At 58.5% G+C, this 21,117-nt stretch carries 16 protein-coding genes; 4 read left to right on the plus strand and 12 right to left on the minus strand.

From position 1 onward, the window contains the following. Window positions 1–238 precede the first annotated feature (238 nt). Entirely contained in the window at window positions 239–1,003 is a 765-nt protein-coding gene (locus ACR0LX_RS20565; protein ID WP_480785253.1) for a caspase family protein, read from the plus strand. 179 nt (window positions 1,004–1,182) lie between these two features. Here the strand turns inward: ACR0LX_RS20565 and rpoC are convergent, their stop codons facing one another. From rpoC to rplK, 7 genes are all read right to left on the minus strand, one after another. Further along, window positions 1,183–5,424 (minus strand): DNA-directed RNA polymerase subunit beta', encoded by a 4,242-nt coding sequence (gene rpoC, locus ACR0LX_RS20570; protein ID WP_480785254.1) that lies wholly within the window; start codon window positions 5,422–5,424, stop codon window positions 1,183–1,185. Between the two features lie 50 nt (window positions 5,425–5,474). Continuing rightward, window positions 5,475–9,611, minus strand: coding sequence for a DNA-directed RNA polymerase subunit beta (gene rpoB, locus ACR0LX_RS20575; protein ID WP_480785255.1), 4,137 nt, complete (start codon window positions 9,609–9,611; stop codon window positions 5,475–5,477). Window positions 9,612–9,861: 250 nt separating this feature from the next. Continuing rightward, window positions 9,862–10,236 (minus strand): 50S ribosomal protein L7/L12, encoded by a 375-nt coding sequence (gene rplL, locus ACR0LX_RS20580; RefSeq protein WP_010441182.1) that lies wholly within the window; start codon window positions 10,234–10,236, stop codon window positions 9,862–9,864. Between the two features lie 79 nt (window positions 10,237–10,315). Continuing rightward, window positions 10,316–10,834, minus strand: a complete 519-nt coding sequence (gene rplJ, locus ACR0LX_RS20585; RefSeq protein ID WP_170714638.1) for a 50S ribosomal protein L10 — start codon at window positions 10,832–10,834, stop codon at window positions 10,316–10,318. A 342-nt stretch (window positions 10,835–11,176) separates the two neighbouring features. Beyond that, on the minus strand, window positions 11,177–11,956 hold the full coding sequence (locus tag ACR0LX_RS20590; RefSeq protein ID WP_480785256.1) for a methyltransferase domain-containing protein: 780 nt from the start codon (window positions 11,954–11,956) through the stop codon (window positions 11,177–11,179). A gap of 153 nt (window positions 11,957–12,109) precedes the next feature. Beyond that, complete coding sequence (gene rplA, locus ACR0LX_RS20595; RefSeq protein ID WP_010440987.1) at window positions 12,110–12,808, minus strand: 50S ribosomal protein L1; 699 nt, start codon at window positions 12,806–12,808, stop codon at window positions 12,110–12,112. A gap of 1 nt (window position 12,809) precedes the next feature. Then, window positions 12,810–13,259 carry a 50S ribosomal protein L11 gene (rplK, locus tag ACR0LX_RS20600; protein ID WP_113791694.1) on the minus strand — a complete coding sequence of 150 codons (450 nt, stop codon included), beginning with the start codon at window positions 13,257–13,259 and terminating at the stop codon, window positions 12,810–12,812. Between the two features lie 295 nt (window positions 13,260–13,554). Here rplK and ACR0LX_RS20605 point away from each other — a divergent pair, with 295 nt between their 5' ends. The 3 genes from ACR0LX_RS20605 to ACR0LX_RS20615 all read left to right on the plus strand — a co-directional run bounded on the left by ACR0LX_RS20605 (window position 13,555) and on the right by ACR0LX_RS20615 (window position 17,266). Then, complete coding sequence (locus ACR0LX_RS20605) at window positions 13,555–14,424, plus strand: alpha/beta fold hydrolase (protein WP_480785257.1); 870 nt, start codon at window positions 13,555–13,557, stop codon at window positions 14,422–14,424. Window positions 14,425–14,671: 247 nt separating this feature from the next. After that, window positions 14,672–15,946 carry a peptidoglycan-binding domain-containing protein gene (locus ACR0LX_RS20610; protein WP_480785258.1) on the plus strand — a complete coding sequence of 425 codons (1,275 nt, stop codon included), beginning with the start codon at window positions 14,672–14,674 and terminating at the stop codon, window positions 15,944–15,946. Window positions 15,947–16,075: 129 nt separating this feature from the next. Beyond that, on the plus strand, window positions 16,076–17,266 hold the full coding sequence (locus ACR0LX_RS20615) for an adenylate/guanylate cyclase domain-containing protein (protein ID WP_480785259.1): 1,191 nt from the start codon (window positions 16,076–16,078) through the stop codon (window positions 17,264–17,266). Between the two features lie 46 nt (window positions 17,267–17,312). Here ACR0LX_RS20615 and nusG read toward each other — a convergent pair whose 3' ends face one another. The 5 genes from nusG to ACR0LX_RS20640 all read right to left on the minus strand — a co-directional run bounded on the left by nusG (window position 17,313) and on the right by ACR0LX_RS20640 (window position 21,115). Further along, the gene (nusG, locus tag ACR0LX_RS20620) at window positions 17,313–17,846 is read right to left on the minus strand and encodes a transcription termination/antitermination protein NusG (protein WP_480575707.1); all 534 of its coding nucleotides are present in this window, start codon (window positions 17,844–17,846) and stop codon (window positions 17,313–17,315) included. A gap of 198 nt (window positions 17,847–18,044) precedes the next feature. Beyond that, window positions 18,045–18,242: a preprotein translocase subunit SecE gene (gene secE, locus ACR0LX_RS20625; protein ID WP_170460241.1), complete on the minus strand. Its 198-nt coding sequence runs from the start codon at window positions 18,240–18,242 to the stop codon at window positions 18,045–18,047. Between the two features lie 68 nt (window positions 18,243–18,310). Further along, window positions 18,311–18,469 carry a cbb3-type cytochrome oxidase assembly protein CcoS gene (ccoS, locus tag ACR0LX_RS20630; protein WP_480785260.1) on the minus strand — a complete coding sequence of 53 codons (159 nt, stop codon included), beginning with the start codon at window positions 18,467–18,469 and terminating at the stop codon, window positions 18,311–18,313. Window positions 18,470–18,474: 5 nt separating this feature from the next. Beyond that, on the minus strand, window positions 18,475–20,652 hold the full coding sequence (locus ACR0LX_RS20635; RefSeq protein WP_480785261.1) for a heavy metal translocating P-type ATPase: 2,178 nt from the start codon (window positions 20,650–20,652) through the stop codon (window positions 18,475–18,477). A 4-nt stretch (window positions 20,653–20,656) separates the two neighbouring features. Next, window positions 20,657–21,115 (minus strand): FixH family protein, encoded by a 459-nt coding sequence (locus ACR0LX_RS20640; protein ID WP_480575717.1) that lies wholly within the window; start codon window positions 21,113–21,115, stop codon window positions 20,657–20,659. Window positions 21,116–21,117 lie beyond the last annotated feature (2 nt).

The raw sequence follows: 21,117 nt of genomic DNA on the forward strand, positions 1-21,117 counted from the left end.
CCTCAATAAACCGCCCCATGGATTGCCTCCGCGCCGATTGCTGAAAGCATACCATCTCTCGGAAAACAGAGGGAGTTTTCACACAGCCTCCCGAGATTGCTGCCATTTACATTCATACATTGGATGCTAGTTGGTTTTACTGCTTGTCATGATTGTACGGCCCCACAACAGGTCGCGGCCACAGCTTCAAGCATGGGGGTCAGTAAGCGCCCAGGGGTTGAGATTTTTGGAGACACAATTGACACGTATATTTGCACCACTTTCCATCCTAGCCGCCCTGCTAGCCGGACCGTCAACTGCGCATGAACGGTTTGCTTTGGTAATTGGGAATGCCGGGTACACCAGTGTTCCAGCGCTCGACAACCCGGTAAACGATGCGCGCTTGATCAGCGATGAACTGCAAGGTGCTGGCTTTTCAGTCACGACGCTGACAGATGCGAACCGCGCAGAAATGATGCGAGAAGTTGAGACTTTTGCCAGCGAGGTCCGCGCAGCGGGCTCGGAGGCGCTGGCTGTGTTTTACTTCGCAGGTCATGGTGTGCGTAGCGACGAATTCAACTATCTTCTTCCGCTAGGCGTAAATATTCGGGCCGAGGCTGACATTGCGGGTGAAGCCGTCCCAGCGGAATGGATATTGGATCGCATTCATACGCCACAGGCAGTTAGCGTCATGATCTTGGACGCTTGCCGCGACAATCCATTTGACAGTCAGTCAGACGTGATCGTCGATGTGGGCGACGGGCTTGCGCGTATGACGGCACGCCCGAACAACCTGATCGCCTACGCAACAGGACCCGGCGAAGTTGCACTGGATGGGACTGGAAGCAACAGCCCCTACACAGCGGCGATCGCGCGCAAGATTGCGGCCTCTGGCCTGTCTCTGGAGCAAATGTTCGAGCAGGTGCGATCAGATGTGATCAGCGAAACAAATGGCGTCCAATCCCCTTGGGCGCGGTCGTCGCTGAACATAAGAATTGGCATGAAGGACCCTGCAATGAATTGACAGGGGTAAGCCTGATAGCAGCCTCTTTGCCGGGCTAATGAGTGTAGCAGCGAGCAATTTGGGCCCATTGAAGTCACTAGGGTTGGACAAAGCTCCGCAGCAAATCCTCATTTGAAGCTCGTCCACATAAAAAAGGCCCCGCGAATTCGCGGGGCCTTTTCTTTGGGTTTGGTGCGATTTTATTCGCGGCTTTCCGGGGTTTCCACCAGAACGTCAAGCTCGTCGCCGACCATGTCGTCGTCGATCATCGGCGCGGCCAGAGCAGCGGCAGCTTCGGCCTCTTCCCGGCGGGCTTCGATCACGACGTTGTCGCGCGACTGGGCGACCTGACGCACAGCCTGCGTGGCTCCACCGGTACCGGCAGGGATCAGGCGGCCGACGATGACGTTCTCTTTCAGGCCAACCAGCTTGTCTTTCTTGCCCTGAACCGACGCTTCGGTCAGAACGCGGGTGGTTTCCTGGAACGACGCTGCCGAGATGAACGAACGCGTCTGCAGCGAGGCTTTAGTGATCCCCAAGAGGATCGGCTCGCCCTGAGCCGGACGTCCGCCACGGTCGAGGGTCTTCTCGTTGGCTGCGTCGAACTCTTGCTTGTCGACATGCTCGCCTTTCAGCAGGGTGGTGTCGCCTGAATCCAGGATCTCCCACTTCTGCAGCATCTGGCGCACGATAACCTCGATGTGCTTGTCGTTGATCTTCACGCCCTGCAGACGGTACACGTCCTGCACTTCGTCGATCATGTAATCCGCCAGCGCTTCGACACCCATGATGGACAGGATGTCATGCGGAGCCGGGTTACCGTCCATCAGGTATTCACCCTTCTGGATGAAGTCACCTTCGGCGACCGGGATGTGCTTGCCCTTGGGCACCATGTACTCGATGGTCTCCATGGACTCGTCAGCCGGTTCGATGCTGATGCGGCGCTTGTTCTTGTAGTCGCGGCCAAAGCGCACGTAACCATCGGCTTCTGCGATGATCGCGTGATCTTTCGGACGACGGGCTTCGAACAGTTCGGCCACACGCGGCAGACCACCGGTGATGTCCTTGGTCTTGGCACCTTCACGCGGGATACGCGCCACAACGTCACCTGCTTCGATGGTCTGACCGTCTTCGACCGACAGGATCGCATCCACCGACATCGGATAGTGAACCGGGTTGCCCGCATCGTTGCGGACTGGCTCGCCATCTTCACCGACCAGAATGATCTCGGGCTTGAGGTCGCTGCCTTTGGGGGCGGCGCGCCAATCGATCACGATCTTCTGGGTCATACCGGTTGCATCGTCGGTCTCATCCCGGACGGCGAGGCCCGAGACCAGATCGACATATTTCGCGGTACCGGCTTTCTCGGCAATGATCGGCAGGGTGTAGGGATCCCATTCGAACAGCTTGTCGCCGCGAGCCACCTTGGTGCCGTCCTTGACGAACAGCTTGGAGCCGTAGCCCAGCTTGTGGCTGGCACGCTCTTCACCATGCTCGTCCTTGATCACCAGCTTCATGTTCCGACCCATGACCAGGCTTTCGCCTGCGGCATTGACCAGAATCTGCGGGTTCTCGAAGGAAACGACACCTTCCTGGCTGGCTTCCTGGAACGACTGCTGACCACCTTGCGCAACACCACCGATGTGGAAGGTCCGCATCGTCAGCTGCGTACCGGGTTCACCGATGGACTGCGCAGCAATGATGCCGACAGCCTCACCTGTGTTCACCATGGTTCCGCGTGCAAGGTCACGACCGTAGCAGGTTGCACAGACGCCTTCCTCGGACTCACAGGTCAGAGGCGAACGGATGCGCATCGACGCAACACCAGCTTCATCGATGGTGTCCGCCATGCGTTCGTCGATCAGCTGACCGGCTGCGACGATCACCTCATCCGTACCCGGACGCAGTACATCGTCTGCGGCCACGCGGCCCAACACACGTTCGGCCAGCGAAGCAACAACCTCACCGTCGTTCACGGCTGCTTCGGCAGTGATCGCACGCTCGGTACCACAGTCGATCTCGCGAACGATGCAGTCCTGCGCCACGTCCACCAGACGACGGGTCAGGTAACCCGAGTTCGCCGTCTTCAGAGCGGTATCCGACAGACCCTTACGGGCACCGTGGGTCGAGTTGAAGTACTCGAGAACGGTCAGACCTTCCTTGAAGTTCGAGATGATTGGTGTCTCGATGATGTCGCCGTTCGGCTTGGCCATCAGGCCACGCATACCGCCCAGCTGTTTCATCTGAGTGACCGAGCCACGCGCACCCGAGTGGGCCATCATGTAGACCGAGTTCGGCTCCTGCTCGGATCCGTCCTCTGCCCGATCCGACGACGAGATTGTGCTCATCATCGCCTCGGTGACGCGGTCGTTACACTTCGACCAGGCATCGACAACTTTGTTGTACTTTTCGCCCTGAGTGATCAGGCCGTCCATGTACTGCTGTTCAAAGTCCTTCACCTGACCGCGGGTATCATCAACGATGCCCCATTTGTCATCGGGAATGACCATGTCGTCCTTGCCGAACGAGATGCCCGCCTTGAACGCCTCTTTGAAGCCCATCGACATGATCTGGTCACAGAAGATGACCGACTCTTTCTGACCGCAGTAACGGTAGACGGTGTCGATCACCTGCTGCACTTCTTTCTTCCGCAGCAGGCGGTTGACCAGCTCGAACGGCGCCTTGTTGTTCATCGGCAGCAAGGCACCCAGACGCAAACGGCCCGGAGTGGTCTCGAAACGCTTCTGAACTTCGTTGCCTTCGTCGTCGATCTGCGTGATCCGCGCGGTGATTTTGGTGTGCAGATGCACCTCACCCGCGTCCAGCGCGTGCTGAACTTCTTCGATCGAACCAAAGACCTTGCCCTCGCCCGGCATGCCTTCGCGTTCCAGCGTCACATAGTAGAGACCCAGGATCATATCCTGCGACGGAACGATGATCGGCGCGCCGTTTGCAGGCGACAGAACGTTGTTCGTCGACATCATCAGAACACGGGCTTCCAACTGGGCCTCAAGGCTGAGGGGCACGTGAACGGCCATCTGGTCACCGTCGAAGTCGGCGTTAAAGGCCGAACAAACCAGCGGGTGCAGCTGGATGGCTTTACCTTCGATCAGAACGGGCTCGAACGCCTGAATGCCAAGACGGTGCAGCGTCGGCGCACGGTTCAGCATGACAGGGTGTTCGCGGATCACTTCGTCGAGGATATCCCACACTTCTGGACGCTCTTTCTCGACCAGTTTCTTCGCCTGTTTTACGGTCGAAGACAGACCCTTGGCTTCAAGGCGCGAGTAGATGAACGGCTTGAACAGCTCCAGCGCCATCTTCTTGGGCAGACCACACTGGTGCAGCTTAAGCTCCGGGCCGGTCACAATGACCGAACGGCCCGAGAAGTCGACGCGTTTCCCCAGAAGGTTCTGACGGAAGCGACCCTGCTTGCCTTTCAGCATGTCCGACAGCGATTTCAGCGGACGCTTGTTGGCGCCGGTGATCACGCGGCCACGACGGCCGTTGTCGAACAGAGCGTCAACGGATTCCTGCAGCATCCGCTTTTCGTTGCGGACGATGATGTCAGGCGCGCGCAGTTCGATCAGGCGCTTCAGACGGTTGTTCCGGTTGATGACGCGGCGATACAGATCGTTCAGATCCGAAGTCGCAAAACGGCCACCATCCAGCGGAACCAGCGGACGCAGTTCCGGCGGAATGACCGGGATCACGGTCATCACCATCCACTCAGGCCGGTTGCCCGACTCGAGGAAGGATTCAACAACCTTCAGACGCTTGATGATCTTCTTGGGCTTCAGTTCGCCGGTTGCTTCGGCCAGATCAGCGCGCAGCTGCTCGGCTTCGGCTTCTAGATCGATCTGGGCCAGCATCTCACGGATGGCTTCAGCACCGATGTTCGCGGTGAACGCGTCCATGCCATAGGCATCCTGCGCGTCCATGTACTCTTCTTCGGTCAGCATCTGGCCATAGGTCAGGTCGGTCAGACCGGGCTCGATAACGACATAGTTTTCAAAGTACAGCACGCGTTCCAGATCGCGCAGCGTCATGTCCAGCATCAGACCGATGCGGGACGGCAGCGATTTCAGGAACCAGATATGCGCAACGGGTGCTGCCAGTTCGATGTGGCCCATACGCTCACGGCGGACTTTCTGCAGGGTGACTTCCACACCGCATTTCTCACAGACAACGCCGCGATACTTCATCCGCTTATATTTGCCACACAGACATTCGTAATCTTTGATCGGGCCAAAGATACGCGCGCAGAACAGGCCGTCACGTTCAGGCTTGAACGTCCGGTAGTTGATGGTTTCGGGTTTCTTGATCTCGCCATAGGACCAAGACAGAATCCGCTCAGGGCTCGCCAGCGAGACCTTGATCTCGTCAAAGACCTTCGGGGGCGTCAGCGGGTTGAACGGGTTGTTGGTGATTTCCTGGTTCATTTGTTACCTCAAATCTTGCGGAAGGGGGGACGGGAGAAAGGGCGGCGCCCTTACTCCTCAACCTCCGCATCCAGGAGTTCCATATTCAGGCCGAGGCCACGGACTTCTTTCACCAGAACGTTGAACGATTCCGGTACGCCCGCTTCAAAGTTATCCTCGCCCTTGACGATCGACTCATAGACCTTGGTCCGGCCGGCGACGTCATCCGATTTAACAGTGAGCATCTCCTGCAGGGTGTAGGCGGCGCCGTAAGCTTCCAAGGCCCAAACCTCCATCTCACCAAAGCGCTGACCACCGAACTGCGCCTTACCACCCAGCGGCTGCTGGGTAACCAGGCTGTAAGGCCCGGTAGACCGCGCGTGGATTTTGTCGTCCACCAGGTGGTGCAGTTTCAGCAGGTACTTGATGCCCACGGTCACCGGACGTGCGAATTGCTCACCGGTGCGACCGTCGAACAGAACCGACTGACCGCTTTCCGAGAAGCCCGCGCGCACCAGCGCGTCGTTGACGTCAGCCTCTTTCGCGCCGTCAAAGACCGGGGTTGCGATCGGAACACCGCGGGTCACATTGCCCGCCGCCTCGATCAGGCCATCCTCGTCCAGACCGGTGATGCCTTCTTCGTAGACATTCTCACCATAGGCCAGCTTCATCGCTTCGCGCACCGGGGTCAGGTCTCCGGAACGGCGGTATTCACCCAGAGCGTCGTCGATGTTCAGACCCAGACCGCGTGCGGCCCAACCCATGTGGGTTTCAAGGATCTGACCCACGTTCATACGCGACGGCACACCCAGCGGGTTCAGACAGAAGTCAACCGGAGTACCATCGGCCAGGAACGGCATGTCTTCCATCGGAACAACCTTGGAGATCACACCCTTGTTCCCGTGACGACCGGCCATCTTGTCGCCCGGCTGCAGCTTACGCTTCACGGCGATAAAGACTTTGACCATCTTCATCACACCCGGGGGCAGGTCGTCGCCACGACGGACCTTTTCGACTTTGTCCTCGAAACGGGCGTCCAGAGCACGCTTTTGCACTTCGTACTGCTCGTTCAGAGCTTCAACGATCTGTGCGTCCTGCTCACCTTCCAGTGCCAGTTGCCACCACTGACCACGGGTCAGGGTTTCCAGCAGTTCCTCGGTGATCACCGACCCTGCCTTGACGCCTTTCGGGCCTTTGACAGCGGTTTTGCCCAGGATCAGGCCCTGCAGACGCGCATAGATGTTGCGGTCCAGGATCGCCAGTTCGTCGTCCCGGTCACGGGCCAGACGTTCGACTTCCTCACGCTCGATCTGCAACGCACGCTCGTCTTTCTCGACGCCGTGACGGTTGAAGACGCGGACCTCAACGACCGTACCGTAATCGCCCGGCTTCACGCGCAGCGAGGTGTCGCGCACGTCAGATGCTTTTTCACCAAAGATGGCGCGCAGCAGCTTTTCTTCCGGGGTCATCGGGCTTTCGCCCTTCGGAGTGATCTTGCCGACCAGAATATCGCCCGGCTCAACATCCGCACCGATGTAAACGATGCCCGCCTCGTCGAGGTTGCGCAGCGCTTCTTCACCGACGTTCGGGATGTCGCGGGTGATCTCTTCCGGACCCAACTTGGTGTCACGGGCGGCGACTTCGAATTCCTCGATATGAACCGAGGTAAAGACGTCGTCACGCGCGATACGCTCGGAAATCAGGATCGAGTCTTCGTAGTTGTAGCCGTTCCACGGCATGAACGCGACGACCACGTTCTTACCAAGGGCCAGTTCACCCATATCGGTCGATGGACCGTCGGCAATGACCTCGCCCTTCTGAACGGTGTCACCCACCTTGATCAGCGGACGCTGGTTGATGCAGGTGTTCTGGTTCGAACGCTGGAATTTGCGCAGACGGTAGATGTCAACGCCAGCGTCGCCCAGTTCCAGATCCTCGGTGGCACGGATAACGATACGCTGGGCATCGACCTGGTCGATGATACCGGCGCGTTTCGCCTGAATCGCAGCACCCGAGTCGATCGCAACCTTTTCCTCGATACCGGTACCGACCAGCGGCGCCTCGGCCCGCAGCAGCGGAACCGCCTGACGTTGCATGTTCGAGCCCATCAGAGCGCGGTTCGCGTCGTCATTTTCAAGGAACGGGATCAGCGATGCAGCAACCGAGACCAACTGTTTTGGCGACACGTCGATCAGGTCCACATTCTCGCGCGGGGCAAGCGTGTAGTCACCGGCCTGACGGGTCGACACCAGATCGTTGATGAACTTGCCATCCGCATCCAGCGTCGCGTTCGCCTGCGCCACGGTGTGACGCATTTCCTCGGTCGCGGACATGTAGTGGACCTCATCCGTCACCTCGGCGTCTTTGACGACGCGGTAGGGTGTTTCGATGAAGCCATACTTGTTCACGCGGGCGAAGGTGGCCAGCGAGTTGATCAGACCGATGTTCGGACCTTCCGGCGTTTCAATCGGGCACATCCGGCCATAGTGGGTCGGGTGTACGTCGCGCACCTCAAAGCCCGCACGCTCACGCGTCAAACCACCGGGGCCAAGCGCCGAGAGACGGCGTTTGTGGGTGACTTCCGACAGCGGGTTGGTCTGGTCCATGAACTGCGACAGCTGCGACGAGCCGAAGAATTCGCGGACAGCGGCCGCAGCCGGTTTCGCGTTGATCAGGTCCTGCGGCATGACGGTGTCGATCTCGACCGACGACATACGCTCTTTGATCGCGCGCTCCATGCGCAGCAGGCCAACGCGGTACTGGTTTTCCATCAGTTCGCCGACCGAACGCACACGACGGTTGCCCAGGTGGTCGATATCGTCCACGTCGCCTTTGCCGTCGCGCAGTTCAACCAGCGCCTTGATGCAGGCCACGATGTCTTCGCGGTCCAGCGTGCGCTGTGTATCGGGCTTGTCCAGCGCCAGACGCATGTTCATCTTCACGCGGCCAACGGCGGACAAGTCATAGCGCTCACTGTCGAAGAACAGAGTGTCGAACAGCGCCGACGCAGCCTCGACAGTGGGCGGCTCGCCCGGACGCATGACGCGATAGATGTCCATGAGCGCGCTTTCGCGGTTCATGTTCTTGTCCTGCGCCATGGTGTTGCGCATGTAGGGGCCGACATTGACGTTGTCGATGTCCAGAACCGGAATGTCAGTGACGCCCGCGTCGATCAGGTCCTTCGCGGTACCGCCGATCAGATCGCCGTCCTTGTCGTATTCCAGCGTCAACTCGTCACCGGCCTCGACATAGATCGCGCCGGTTTCTTCGTTGATGATGTCCTTGGCGACGTACTTGCCAACGATGTGATCGAACGGAACCAGCAGGTCTGTTACAGCACCTTCGTCGATCAGTTTCTTGACTGCGCGCGGGGTAACTTTCTTGCCCGCTTCGGCAATCACTTCACCGGATTTTGCGTCAACCAGATCATAGGTCGGACGGGTGCCGCGCACACGTTCCGGGAAGAACGGCGTGACCCAGCCTTTCTTCTTGTCCAGCTTGTAGGACACGGTGTTGTAATACGCATCCATGATCGCTTCCTGATCCAGACCCAGCGCATACAGCAGGGTTGTCACAGGCAGTTTGCGGCGACGGTCGATACGGGCGAACACGATGTCCTTGGCGTCGAACTCAAAGTCCAGCCAGCTGCCGCGATACGGGATGATGCGGCAGGCAAACAGCAGCTTGCCCGAGGAATGGGTCTTGCCCTTGTCGTGATCAAAGAACACACCGGGCGAGCGGTGCATCTGGGACACGATCACACGCTCGGTGCCGTTCACGATGAAGGTACCGTTCGGTGTCATCAGGGGCATGTCGCCCATGAACACGTCCTGTTCTTTGATGTCCTTGACCGATTTCGCACCGGTGTCCTCATCGACATCAAAAACGATCAGACGCAGAGTGACCTTGAGCGGCGCGCTGTAGGTCATGTCGCGCTGCATGCACTCTTCGACGTCGTATTTCGGCTTTTCCAGATCGTATTTCACGAACTCCAGAACGGAGGTTTCGTTGAAATCCTTGATCGGGAAAACCGACTGGAACACACCTTTGATGCCTTCGCCGTCAGCGGGCTGCTCTGCATCGCCGGAGCGCAGGAAAAGATCATAAGAAGATTTCTGCACCTCAATGAGGTTCGGCATTTCCAAAACTTCGCGGATTTTGCCGTAATATTTACGAAGACGTTTCTGGCCAAGGAACGTTTGAGCCATGTCAGATGTCACCTTTCGATGTTCTCAGCGGGCAAAGACACCGTCGGGCCCCGGCATCTTGCACATTCGAGACGACACGTCCGGATCAATTCGTGGCCACCGTCCCGAAGGCGGCCTCCCGATCCGAAAACCGTGTCTTAGAAAACGCCCCAGACCTTGAGGCCCTTTCTAAGACAGGTTCGGCTGGACCCGGATTTCTCCGGGCCCAGCCAAATTTTGCGGTGCATCAGCGATGCACCTGTCGGTTGGCTTAGGCCAGCTCGACTTCGGCGCCAGCTGCTTCCAGCTTGCCTTTGACTTCTTCGGCTTCGTCTTTCGACACGCCTTCTTTGATCTTGCCGCCAGCTTCGACCAGCTCTTTGGCTTCTTTCAGGCCCAGACCGGTGATGCCGCGAACTTCTTTGATCACGTTGATTTTCGAAGCGCCGGCGTTCTTCAGAACGACGTCGAATTCGGTTTTCTCTTCCTCAGCTGCGCCACCGGCGTCGCCACCGGCTGCGACCATTACGGCACCGCCAGCTGCGGGCTCGATGCCGTATTCGTCTTTGAGGATGGTTTTCAGTTCTTGTGCTTCCAGCAGGGTCAGACCCACGATGCTTTCTGCGAGTGCTTTCAGATCAGCCATTTTATCAGCTCTTTCCGTTTACAGTGTGTGTTCCAACGTCAGGGGCAATTCCCTACGCAGATCATTCAGTGCCAACCGCTTACGCAGCTTCCGCCTTCTCTTCGATGGTGGAAAGGATGCTTGCGATGTTGCTTGCAGGTGCGCCAATCGCGCCGGCGATGTTCGAAGCAGGTGCGCCAATGCAGCCCACGATCGAAGCAATGAGCTCCTCGCGAGACGGCATTTTCGAAACTGTTTCGACGCCTTTGCGGTCCAGAGCGTTCTCGCCCATTGCACCGCCAAGGATTTCGAACTTCTTGTTCTCCTTGGCGAAGTCCTCGGCCACCTTGGCTGCTGCCACGGGGTCCTCGGAATAGGTCAGAACGGTCATCCCTGTCAGCAGGTCGGCCATGCTTTCACACGGCTTACCCTCAAGGGCGATTTTGGCGAGCCTGTTCTTGGCAACACGCACGGAACCGCCCGCGTCACGAGCACGTGCGCGAAGGTCCTGCATCTCGGCAACTGTCAGACCGGCGTAGTGAGCAACCACTACGACGCCAGAGCTTTCGAAGATTTGGCCGAGTTCCTCGACCACTTTCTCTTTCTGGGCTCTATCCACAGTTCTCTCCAAGTTAGGGGCGATACCTCACCCCGGCTCATATTTGCCAAGGGGTTAACCCCGGCGTTCAGGTCCGTTGTTACGGGATTGGCCAAAATGCGCCCGAGGATCGTGACCCTCAGAATTCTTTGGTCTTACCCGTCTCAGGCAGGGAATTAAGGGGCCATATGGCACCACCCACCGTCTTGGACGAAACAAAATAAAGCGCACGACGAATCGCACGCTTTATTCCGTGGCTCTACTTAGGACAGATGGGCCGGGTTTCCAAGGGGTAAATCAACCACGAAATCAGTTTTCAAGGTCATGGATATTGACGCACAAAAACTCAAAAGCCCCGCTACTTTACCCCGACTTTATTGCAACGACGACATACTGAGTGATTGAGAAAAAGAATTGCCCCTTCTTGGCAAGATCATGCTGTTCGTCGAACCATGCCTGCGCAATCTCTGCGTCAGCATGACCATTTTCCACGACGAAGTGCTTCATCAGGTGCATCATCATCATTGCGATACCGTCAGGTTTCAACTGGTGATCTGTCATCGTGATGGGCACGATTTCATCCACTTGATGACCGTAAGACCTAATCAGGCCCGGAAGCCGCTCTGGGACGGAACCACTGGCAAAGTGCTGATCCCAACTGGATAGCATCGACCGCATTCTTTCCATCTCGGTGCTGAACCAAATCAGACTGTCAAAATGCAGATCGCTTACAACCAGGCGGCCCCCGGGTTTCAAACAACGCATCGCCTCGTTCAAAGCGCCATCAATATCTTCTAGATATTCGAAAACCTGCACCGAAGTTGCCTTGTCGGCAAAGCCATCTTCCACCGGTAATGAATTCGCGAAACCAGCGCGCAGTTCTACACATTCATAACCGCCGCAACGTTCCTTGGCGGCTACCATCATGTCTGAGCTAGAATCAATGCCTATAATACGACCGCCTGGCCCGACCGCCCGTGCAAGCTCGGCGGTCAACAGCCCGTTACCACAACCGATATCCAGGATCGTTTCTCCCGGCGCGGGCTTCAGAGCGTCAAAGGTCGCTTGCCGCCTCCGAGTAATGTCGGCCCCCTGATAGGCGATGTCGAGTAGCTTGGCCGTTTCTGCATCAAACTTGAGCATTTCGCCCCCTTTTCCACGCGGGAATTGCGCCCGATACTATCGGAATTTGCGAGCAAGCGAAACTTAGTGAACGGTGCTGAACAGGTTTGTCAAAGAAAAATCCCGGGCAGTTCGCACCACCCGGGATAAATTCTTCAAAGCTTTGTCTAAGGCTTATTCGCCCGCAGCAGCCGCCACGTCCAGCGTCACGCCGGGGCCCATGGTCGAGCTCAGCGCGATTTTCTTCATGTAGGTGCCTTTGGCGCCCGACGGCTTGGCTTTGGCCACTGCCGAGATAAAGGCGCGGACGTTTTCGACCAGTTTGGCTTCGTCGAACGACGCTTTGCCAACACCGGCGTGCACAACGCCGCCTTTTTCCGCCTTGAACTGGACTTCGCCGCCCTTGGCTGCTTCCACGGCCGCTTTCACGTCCATGGTCACGGTGCCGACCTTGGGGTTCGGCATCAGGTTGCGGGGGCCCAGAACTTTACCCAGACGACCGACGATCGGCATCATGTCCGGGGTGGCGATGCAGCGATCGAATTCGATGGTGCCGCCCTGAATGGTTTCCATCAGGTCCTCTGCGCCGACGATATCTGCGCCTGCTTCTTTTGCTTCGTCAGCTTTCGGGCCGCGCGCAAAAACCGCAACACGCATCGCTTTGCCGGTGCCGTTGGGCAGGCCGACAACGCCACGGACCATCTGGTCAGCGTGACGAGTGTCAACGCCCAGGTTCAGAGCGATTTCGATGGTTTCGTCGAATTTCGAGGTCGCGTTGCCTTTGACCAGGGAAACAGCTTCTTCGACCGACAGGTTTTCCTTGCCAGCGACAGCTTCGCGCGCAGCGCGGGTACGTTTACCGAGTTTTGCCATCTTACTTCACCTCGATGCCCATAGAGCGGGCCGAGCCCAGGATGATCTGCATTGCGCCTTCGACGTCGTTGGCGTTCAGATCTTTCATTTTGGCTTCGGCGATTTCGCGAACCTGCTTGGTGGTTACGGTGGCCACGGTCTCACGACCAGGGTTTTCCGCGCCACGGGGGCGGTTACGTTTGCCAACCGGCTTCAGACCAGCTGCTTTTTTCAGGTAATAAGACGCGGGCGGCGTCTTGATGTCCATGGTAAAGGACTTGTCCTGATAATAGGTGATCACGGTCGGGCAAGGCGCACCCTGCTCCATGTCTGCAGTCTTGGCGTTGAACGCCTTGCAGAATTCCATGATGTTGATGCCGCGCTGACCCAGCGCCGGACCAACTGGCGGCGACGGGTTCGCCTGACCTGCAGGAACCTGCAGTTTCATTGTACCAGCAAGCTTCTTGGCCATTTGGTTTCTCCTTTTCCAACACCCTTTGGACGCGTCCGCAGGGCTATTTTGATGGGATTACCCATCCAAGTTGTGTGGTCTGGTCTGCGTATCGCGATACGCGCGCCTCCCACGAGAATCTGCCGAATGATCGACAGAGGCGCGCATTACACCCAATTGTGCCGCGTGGCAAGCCGCTTTGGGCATCCCGTTTCGCAACACCGGTCCGATACAAAGTCTTTGACGTAAACGGAAGCGCATAGTCTTGTTAAGCCAGCCTAGCGCGAAAACATGTACCAGCGGAGGATCCAGTAAGATGATTGCACTCAGAACCCTGACTGTTGCGGCACTGGTTGCAACAAGCGGCCACGCCTTTGCCGAGACCGCCGAAATCAACGGAGCCGACATCTACTACGAAACCATCGGAGAAGGTCCGCCGATCCTGATGATGCACGGAGGTCTGGGCCTGAGCCATGACTACCTGAGGCCGTATTTCGACACATTGGCCGACTCTCATACGGTCGTTTACTACGACCACTTCGGCAATGGCAGGTCAGCCAAGCCCGACGACTACGCCGAAATGTCGTTTGATCGACTGGTTTCGGATGCGGCCACGCTTATGGACCATTTGGGCCATGAGACGTTCACGCTTATCGGCCATTCCTATGGTGGCTTTATCGCGCAGGAATTTGCGGCTCGAAACCCTGATCGCCTTGATGGGATTGTTTTGATCGACACAATTCCGGCGCTGGATTACCAGCCGACGATTTCCGGCCCGGATGAGTTGATGGCCGCGTTCGGCAAGCTGTTCAGTCAGCCGATGGCGGATGACGAAGATTGGCGCGACACCTGGGGGCAGGTGGTGCAATTGTATTTCAAGGAATACCCCGAAGACATCGGCGCGGATCTGGATGCGCGCACGGTTTATGAACACCGGGCCTGGAATGCCGCCGGGGCATTGCTCGGATCATTCAACACGTTGGAAAAGCTGCCCGGAATCGACGTGCCGGCGCTGGTCATGGGTGGACGGCATGATGGCATTACGCCACCGGAACCGGGCGCTGAGCGGATTGGCCAGCTGATGCCAAATGCAACAGTCGTGATCTTCGAGGACTCGGCACATTATCCGTTCATTGAAGAGCAAGAGGCTTTCTTCGACAGCCTGACCGGCTGGCTGGATCGCTGACGCGGCATTGGGTCGGCCAATGGTGCCATCCCAAAGCCCGGAATATCGAATCGACAGCGGGCGCGGACTTCCGTTGCCCGAGGTTCGCTCATCGCGTCAAGTAAGCTGGCACAAGCCAGCAACTGCCCAAAAACACAGCAAAAACGCAAACTTGGCGGCGCGTCGCTCATGCCATTGGCGCTTGTGTCACAATATTACGTGGCTGTGATATACTCGGGAAAATTAGGAATTTTTGTGGAGGTTAATTATGATCATTCGTTTCATCCTAACTATTGGTATCGCGCTCTCTCTTGCTGCGACCGCGCCTCAGACGGCCCGCGCCGACGCTGGTGATTTCATCGGTGGTGCGGTTGTTGGCGGGGTCTTGGGATACGCGATCGGGAAAGACCAGCAAAAGAAAAAGACTGCGCGGTCATCGACTTCAACCCGAACGTATCGACAGGGAATACCCTCGACCACGCAAGGGGCGCAAACCCAAACGGCGCTGAATTACTTCGGTTACAACGCTGGCCGCGTTGACGGACAAGTCGGTAGCGGCACCCGTTCGGCGATCGAACGCTACCAGGCGTCAATGGCCTATCCTGTCAACGGCCGCGACTTCCAGCCTTATCAGTACGACTTTCTGATGCAGGCCTACTATTGGGCGACAAGCGGTGGACAGGCGGCAACGCGCCTCACAGGTCAGCCCCTTTTGATGGAGTACCGCCGTCAGGTACAGACGGGTTCAACCCTGGCCGCTGCGCCTCAGCCTCAGGCCCAGCCACAGTTCCAAGCCCAGACGCAGCCCCAAGCCCAACCCCAGGCACAAGCTATTCCGGTTCTCAAACCCAAAGAGCCCGAACCTGTACCCGAGTTGGCCACCACGGAAACAGCATCCGCTAGCCTGCCGAGCCTGTTTTCCGGCGGCACCGGTGGCCAGTCGCTGGCCAATCGTTGTAGCGGTGTCATGCTGCAAACGTCGACCAATGGCGGCTACATGACTTTGGCGAACATGTCCGATCCAGACTTTGCGCTCAGCGAACAGTTCTGCCTTGCGCGCAGCTATGCAATTTCGCGCGGCGAGGATCTGATGCAGGACATTCAGGGTCTGACCCCGGATCAGGTCGCCGCCCAATGCGACTCGTACGGAGAAATGCTGGCACCGCAAGTTGATGCCCTGTCTCTGAGTGCAAAATCAGAAGCGGAAACCAAGATGCGCAAACTTGCGCTGGAGTCCGGCCTGAGCCCTGAAGATCTTGCCGCGACAAGCAAGGTTTGTCTGGCGATTGGCTATCGTCAGGACAACATGGATGCGGCAGTAGGCTCGGCGCTGATGCTGGTCGTGACGGGTGAGCCCGCCTACGGAGAACTGATTGGCCACCACCTGCGCGAAGGCTTCGGTGTACAAAAGCGCCGCGACCTTGCCATGCAATGGTACGACGCCAGCCTTTCGGCACTGGACGCCGGATCGCAGGCCGTCTTCCTGCCATCCCAGACCGACCGGCCGCAGCTGTTGCGTGCAGCAATGGTTCAGACGCAATAAGTCGACGCGGGCATTCATTTCGACGCCCGTCAATATGGGAAAAGACGCCGCGCTGCTTGTAGCACCGCGGCGTTTTCCATCTAATGGACGCCAGAACACCCTGACCCGGCAATTGAGCGCGAGAATTCTATGTCGCACCCCTCATCCGAAACCGACCAACACCAAAACAAGGTTGATGCCCTGATTGATTGGATGGTCGACGGGGCCCGTTCTGCGGGGAATGCCATCGATATCATCGAAGGTATCTGTACGCAGCTTCTGGATGCAGGCGTCCCGATCGACCGGTTCGGATTATTTATCTGGACGCTGCACCCCAACCTGAAGGGCCGCCGCTTCATCTGGAAAGCCGGAGAAGGCGTTGACCGGATTGACGCACCGTCGCAGCTGTTTTCCACGGCGATCTACACCGATAACCCCCTGCCCCATGTGATCGAGCGGCAGGAACCGATCCGCCGACATCTGGAGGACCCCAATTGCCCCGAGGACTACATCATCGTGGGTGAGCTGCGCGAGCAGGGATTCACAGACTATCTTGCGCAGCCCCTGATCTACCTCAACGGTGACACCCATGTCTGTACCTGGTCCAGCGCAGCGCCTGGCGGCTTTTCCGATCGTGACCTGACCATTCTCCATAGGGTTCGCGGACCCCTCGCGCGGCTGACGGAAACCTACATGCTGCGCCTTGATGCGACCTACCTTCTGTCCACCTATGTGGGCCGCAACAGCGGGGCGCATATCCTGGACGGAAAGGTCCATCGCGGCGACGGTGACGAGATCGAAGCTGTCATCCTGTTTGCAGATCTCAAAGGTTTCACCCGGCTATCAAACTCGGTCTCGGGCGATGCGTTGGTGCGGCTGTTGAACGACAGCTTTGATTGCCTTGTTCCTGCGGTAATGGACCACGGTGGCGAAATACTGAAATTCATGGGGGACGGGTTCTTTGCGATCTTCCCAACCAGCGATCAATTGCCCCCGGAAGTCCAGATCAAAGCCGCAATCGCAGCCGCGCGCGATGGCTGGGCGTCACTGAGCGCTGCCGAGTTCGACAACAAGATCGGCGTCCGAACGGCAATCCACTACGGCCGCTTTCACTACGGCAATATTGGCGGCGGTGATCGCCTGGATTTCACCGCCATCGGCCCGGACGTAAATTTGACGGCCCGATTGGTCGCGGCGGCGACGGATTTGAAACGCGACAACATCCTATCGGACGCGGCGGCGGCGATTCTGCCTGAGCTTTGCGAGCAGGTCGGAACTGTATCCCTCAAAGGCTTTGGCGCAGACCAGACAGTTTGGCAGATCCGCGATCCACAAATGTAAAAGGGCGCCCGCAGGACGCCCCGTTTGCCTTGTTTGCAGATTGCAATCAGCTCTGCTTGGTCACCTGCGTAAAGTCCAGTTCGACCGGTGTCTCGCGGCCAAAGATCGAAACCGAGACTTTCAGTTTCTGCGCTTCGTCGTCCACGCCCTCGACCATGCCGTCGAAATCCTCGAACGGGCCGTCGTTGACTTTGACCTTTTCGCCAACCTCGAACGAGATCATCAGTTTCGGCGCTTCTTCGCCTTCCTGAACGCGGTTGAGTATCTGGTTCACCTCGGCATCACGCATCGGCATTGGACGACCCTGGGGGCCAAGGAAGCCAGTGACGCGGTTGATCGAGTTCACAAGGTGATAGCCCTGATCGGACATCTCCATATGCACCAGCACATAGCCGGGCATAAAGCGGCGTTCGGTGGTGACCTTCTTGCCGCGGCGCACTTCGATCACCTCTTCGGTGGGCACCAGAACTTCGTCGATATCGTCCTCAAGGCCATGTTCTGCCACGGACGTGCGGATCTGCTCTGCGATCTTCTTTTCGAAATTCGAAAGAACGCTGACCGAGTACCACCGTTTCGCCATGAACCTGTCGTCCTTGTTTACTTTCGGGCGTCCTGCATTGCGGACCCGCCGTCATTGAAATCCTGTTACGCTATCCGGAATAAAAAGCGGCGCGCAGCCCGAATCGCCGCACGCCCATTCCGAATAGTTCCGCGTCAACTACTCTGACACGACGCGCTGTGCAAGGGGGCAGTCGCGTTTCCGCGCGCCCGAACCGCCTTAGCTGAATGCGCCGAGAACCAGTTGCAGACCGCCGCGAATACCCAGATCAACCAGCGCGAAGAACACGGCTGTCAGGGCTGCCATGATGAACACCATGACCGTGGTCAACAGCACCTCACGCCGGGTCGGCCAAACGACCTTGGAAACTTCGGCACGGACTTGCTGAATGAACTGGATCGGATTTGTGGTGGCCATTTGGCTTTGTTCTCTCTGCTAGCGGATGGACCGCACATAACCGGGCAATGCGGCAATTTCAAGGGCTGTCAGGGCTTGGGGTGATCATCCCACTCATCGTTCAGAATACGGCGCGCATCGCCTTCGGGGTCTTCGTATTGGTTCGAGCGGACAGTGTAGATGAATGCCACTAGCCCAACCCCGCCCAGAAACAGGGAAATCGGGATCAGATAAGCCAGAACTTCCATCTACGTTACCTCAGCCTCAGGGCGTTGAGCGATACGGTAATCGACGACGTGGACATCGCCAATGCCGCAATCAGCGGGGTGGCAAGCCCGGCGACCGCAAGGGGAACCGCAACCACGTTATAGACAGTTGCGATCCGGAAATTTTCGCGAATCCGCCGAGTCGCTTTGACCGCAGTATCGCACGCACCTGCAATCGGGGACAGATCATTGCCGAGCAGTACGATGTCCGACGCAACCCGCGCCGCGTCCAGCGCTGACGCGGGAGAGATCGACACATGCGCGGCAGCCAGCGCGCCCGTGTCGTTCAAACCGTCCCCAACCATCAGAACGCGGCGGCCCTGTTCACCAAGCTCGGATACCCGCGCGGCCTTTTCCTGCGGCAAGGCCTGTGCTGTCCAAATCTCGATGCCCAGCTTGCCCGCAAGAGCGCGCACCGCAGTCTGCGTGTCGCCCGAAATCAGGATGACCTCTTTGCCCGATGCTTTTAGCGCGGCGACGGCATCGGTCGCACCCGGGCGCAGGCTGTCGGCAAACAGAAACGGGACCGGCAGGCGCTCTCCGATCGCCAACCACGCTGCGGTCTGCTCGGTTTCTTCACCGCCGATCCAGGTCGCGCGACCCAGTCGCACGCGCTGGTCCGCAAAGGTCGCCTGGGTGCCGTAACCCGGGACTTCCGTAATCTCTTGCAGATCCGCAGGTTCGACCCCGGCATCGCGCGCCGCGCGCGCCAGCGCGACCGAGAGCGGATGCGCCGAAGCCTCGGCCAGCGCCAGTGCCACTTCCAGATCGGTCCGGGAATGGTCGCCCAAGTTGGTCAGGTCTGGTGTCCCCGAGGTCAGCGTACCGGTTTTGTCGAACACAACCGTATCGACCTCGGCCAGCCGTTCCAGCGCCGTGGCATGTTTGATCAGCATACCGTTTCGGAACAACCGGCCCGAGGCTGCGGTCGTCACCGCAGGCACCGCCAGACCCAACGCACAAGGGCAGGTGATGATCAGAACCGCTGCGGCGATATTCAAGGCTGTGCGGATGTCTCCGGAATAGATGTACCAGCCAATAAAGCTGAGCGCCGCAAGGACATGTACCCCCGGCGCATAGAGCTTGGCCGCCTTGTCAGCCAAAGATGTATAGCGCGAGCGTCCGGATTCCGCGATGGCCACCAGATCGGCCATGCGATGCAGCGACGTGTCCTCTCCAACTGCGGTGGCGCGAATGGTTAATGGGCCAGTCAGGTTCACTTCGCCTGCGCTGACCTCAAGGCCTTCCTGCGCAAAAACCGGTAGGGTCTCGCCGGTCAGCAACGACCGGTCCAGTTCGGATTGCCCCGATACGATCTGCCCATCCACCGGCATGCGCCCGCCGGGACGTACCAGGATCAGATCGCCCAGACTCAGCGCGGAAACGGCGACCTCTTCCTCGATGCCATCGACAAGCCGGACAGCGCGCGGAACCTCAAGCGCGGTCAACTCTTCGGCCGCCGACCGGGCAGCGGCGCGGGTGCGATAGTCTAGGTACCGCCCAGCCAGCAGGAAGAATGTCAACGTCAGCGCGGCGTCGAAATAGGCATGTTCGCCGCTCAGGGCGGTTTCCCAAAGGGACGTTACCAGCGCGAGCAGGATCGCCAGCACAATCGGCACATCCATGTTCAGGCGACGCACACGCAGGGCGCTCCAGGCATTCGCAAAGAACGGCTGCGCCGAGAAGGCGATGGCTGGCAGCGCAATGGCCGCCGAGATCCAGTGGAACATGTCGCGTGTCGCATCCGCAGCACCCGACCAGACCGAAACCGACAGCAACATCACGTTCATCGAGGCAAAGCCGGCGACCGCCAGCCGCATCAGCAGATCGCGCCCGGCCTTGTCCGACTGAGTGGCCGACAGCGCACCGGGGTCCAGCTCGTGCGCCTCATATCCTGCGCGTTCCAGGACCGGGATCAGATCGGCCGCGCGCAGGTCAGGTGCAGCCTTGATCATTGCCCGCTTGAGGGTCAGGTTCACCCGCGCATCCTCGACCCCGGGAAAGGCATTCAATGCTCGCTCGACCGTGGCGATACAGGCCGAGCAGTGGATGCCCGGCAAAGACAGCGCGATCTGCACATCCTGCGGGATCGGGCGCGCAGCCTCGGCCGGAGATGCAATGCAGCCGGGACAGGCGGCCGCGCTGCGGGTGATCTGCGCTGTCACCGGGCTAGCCTTTCACATAAAGCGGGATACGTTGGGCAAACTCGGCCCCATCCACATCCCGCGCTACAAGGCGGATGTTCCAGTTCCCCTCACCCAACGAGGCCGGCGCGGCATAAGCGATGCCGTCAAAAGTAAAGTCAGGCGAAAAATCCTCTTTCACATGGGTCGCCCGTCCCACCACGGCCTGAAGGTCGGCAACCTTGACCGGGGCACCGGTCTGGTCCGTGATATGCAGGATCAGCAAGCCGCCGGTCAGCTCGGCTTGGATATCCCAGCCGAGCGCCTGTTGTTCCTTGAGACGTTCGTTGAATTCCTGGCTGGCGACATAGGAATTTTTAACCTCAAGCCCCGGAAAGGTTTTGACCGCATTGTAGGCCAACACCAAGTTAACGGTGATAATCACGCCAAACGCTGCAACAAAAACCGCCAGCGCGTGTTTCCCGGTGAATTGACGCTCTGCCATGA

It is taken from the genome of Ruegeria sp. CH11 (assembly GCF_056537105.1).

Excerpts from the sequence above, each read along its gene's own strand:
- ACR0LX_RS20610 (WP_480785258.1), top strand. The coding sequence starts at position 14,672 with ATGATCATTCGTTTCATCCTAACTATTGGTATCGCGCTCTCTCTTGCT.
- secE (WP_170460241.1), bottom strand. The coding sequence starts at position 18,242 with ATGGCCACCACAAATCCGATCCAGTTCATTCAGCAAGTCCGTGCCGAA.
- rpoB (WP_480785255.1), bottom strand. The coding sequence starts at position 9,611 with ATGGCTCAAACGTTCCTTGGCCAGAAACGTCTTCGTAAATATTACGGC.
- ccoS (WP_480785260.1), bottom strand. The coding sequence starts at position 18,469 with ATGGAAGTTCTGGCTTATCTGATCCCGATTTCCCTGTTTCTGGGCGGG.
- ACR0LX_RS20605 (WP_480785257.1), top strand. The coding sequence starts at position 13,555 with ATGATTGCACTCAGAACCCTGACTGTTGCGGCACTGGTTGCAACAAGC.
- rplA (WP_010440987.1), bottom strand. The coding sequence starts at position 12,808 with ATGGCAAAACTCGGTAAACGTACCCGCGCTGCGCGCGAAGCTGTCGCT.
- ACR0LX_RS20640 (WP_480575717.1), bottom strand. The coding sequence starts at position 21,115 with ATGGCAGAGCGTCAATTCACCGGGAAACACGCGCTGGCGGTTTTTGTT.
- rpoC (WP_480785254.1), bottom strand. The coding sequence starts at position 5,424 with ATGAACCAGGAAATCACCAACAACCCGTTCAACCCGCTGACGCCCCCG.
- rplK (WP_113791694.1), bottom strand. The coding sequence starts at position 13,259 with ATGGCCAAGAAGCTTGCTGGTACAATGAAACTGCAGGTTCCTGCAGGT.
- rplL (WP_010441182.1), bottom strand. The coding sequence starts at position 10,236 with ATGGCTGATCTGAAAGCACTCGCAGAAAGCATCGTGGGTCTGACCCTG.
- ACR0LX_RS20615 (WP_480785259.1), top strand. The coding sequence starts at position 16,076 with ATGTCGCACCCCTCATCCGAAACCGACCAACACCAAAACAAGGTTGAT.
- nusG (WP_480575707.1), bottom strand. The coding sequence starts at position 17,846 with ATGGCGAAACGGTGGTACTCGGTCAGCGTTCTTTCGAATTTCGAAAAG.
- ACR0LX_RS20590 (WP_480785256.1), bottom strand. The coding sequence starts at position 11,956 with ATGCTCAAGTTTGATGCAGAAACGGCCAAGCTACTCGACATCGCCTAT.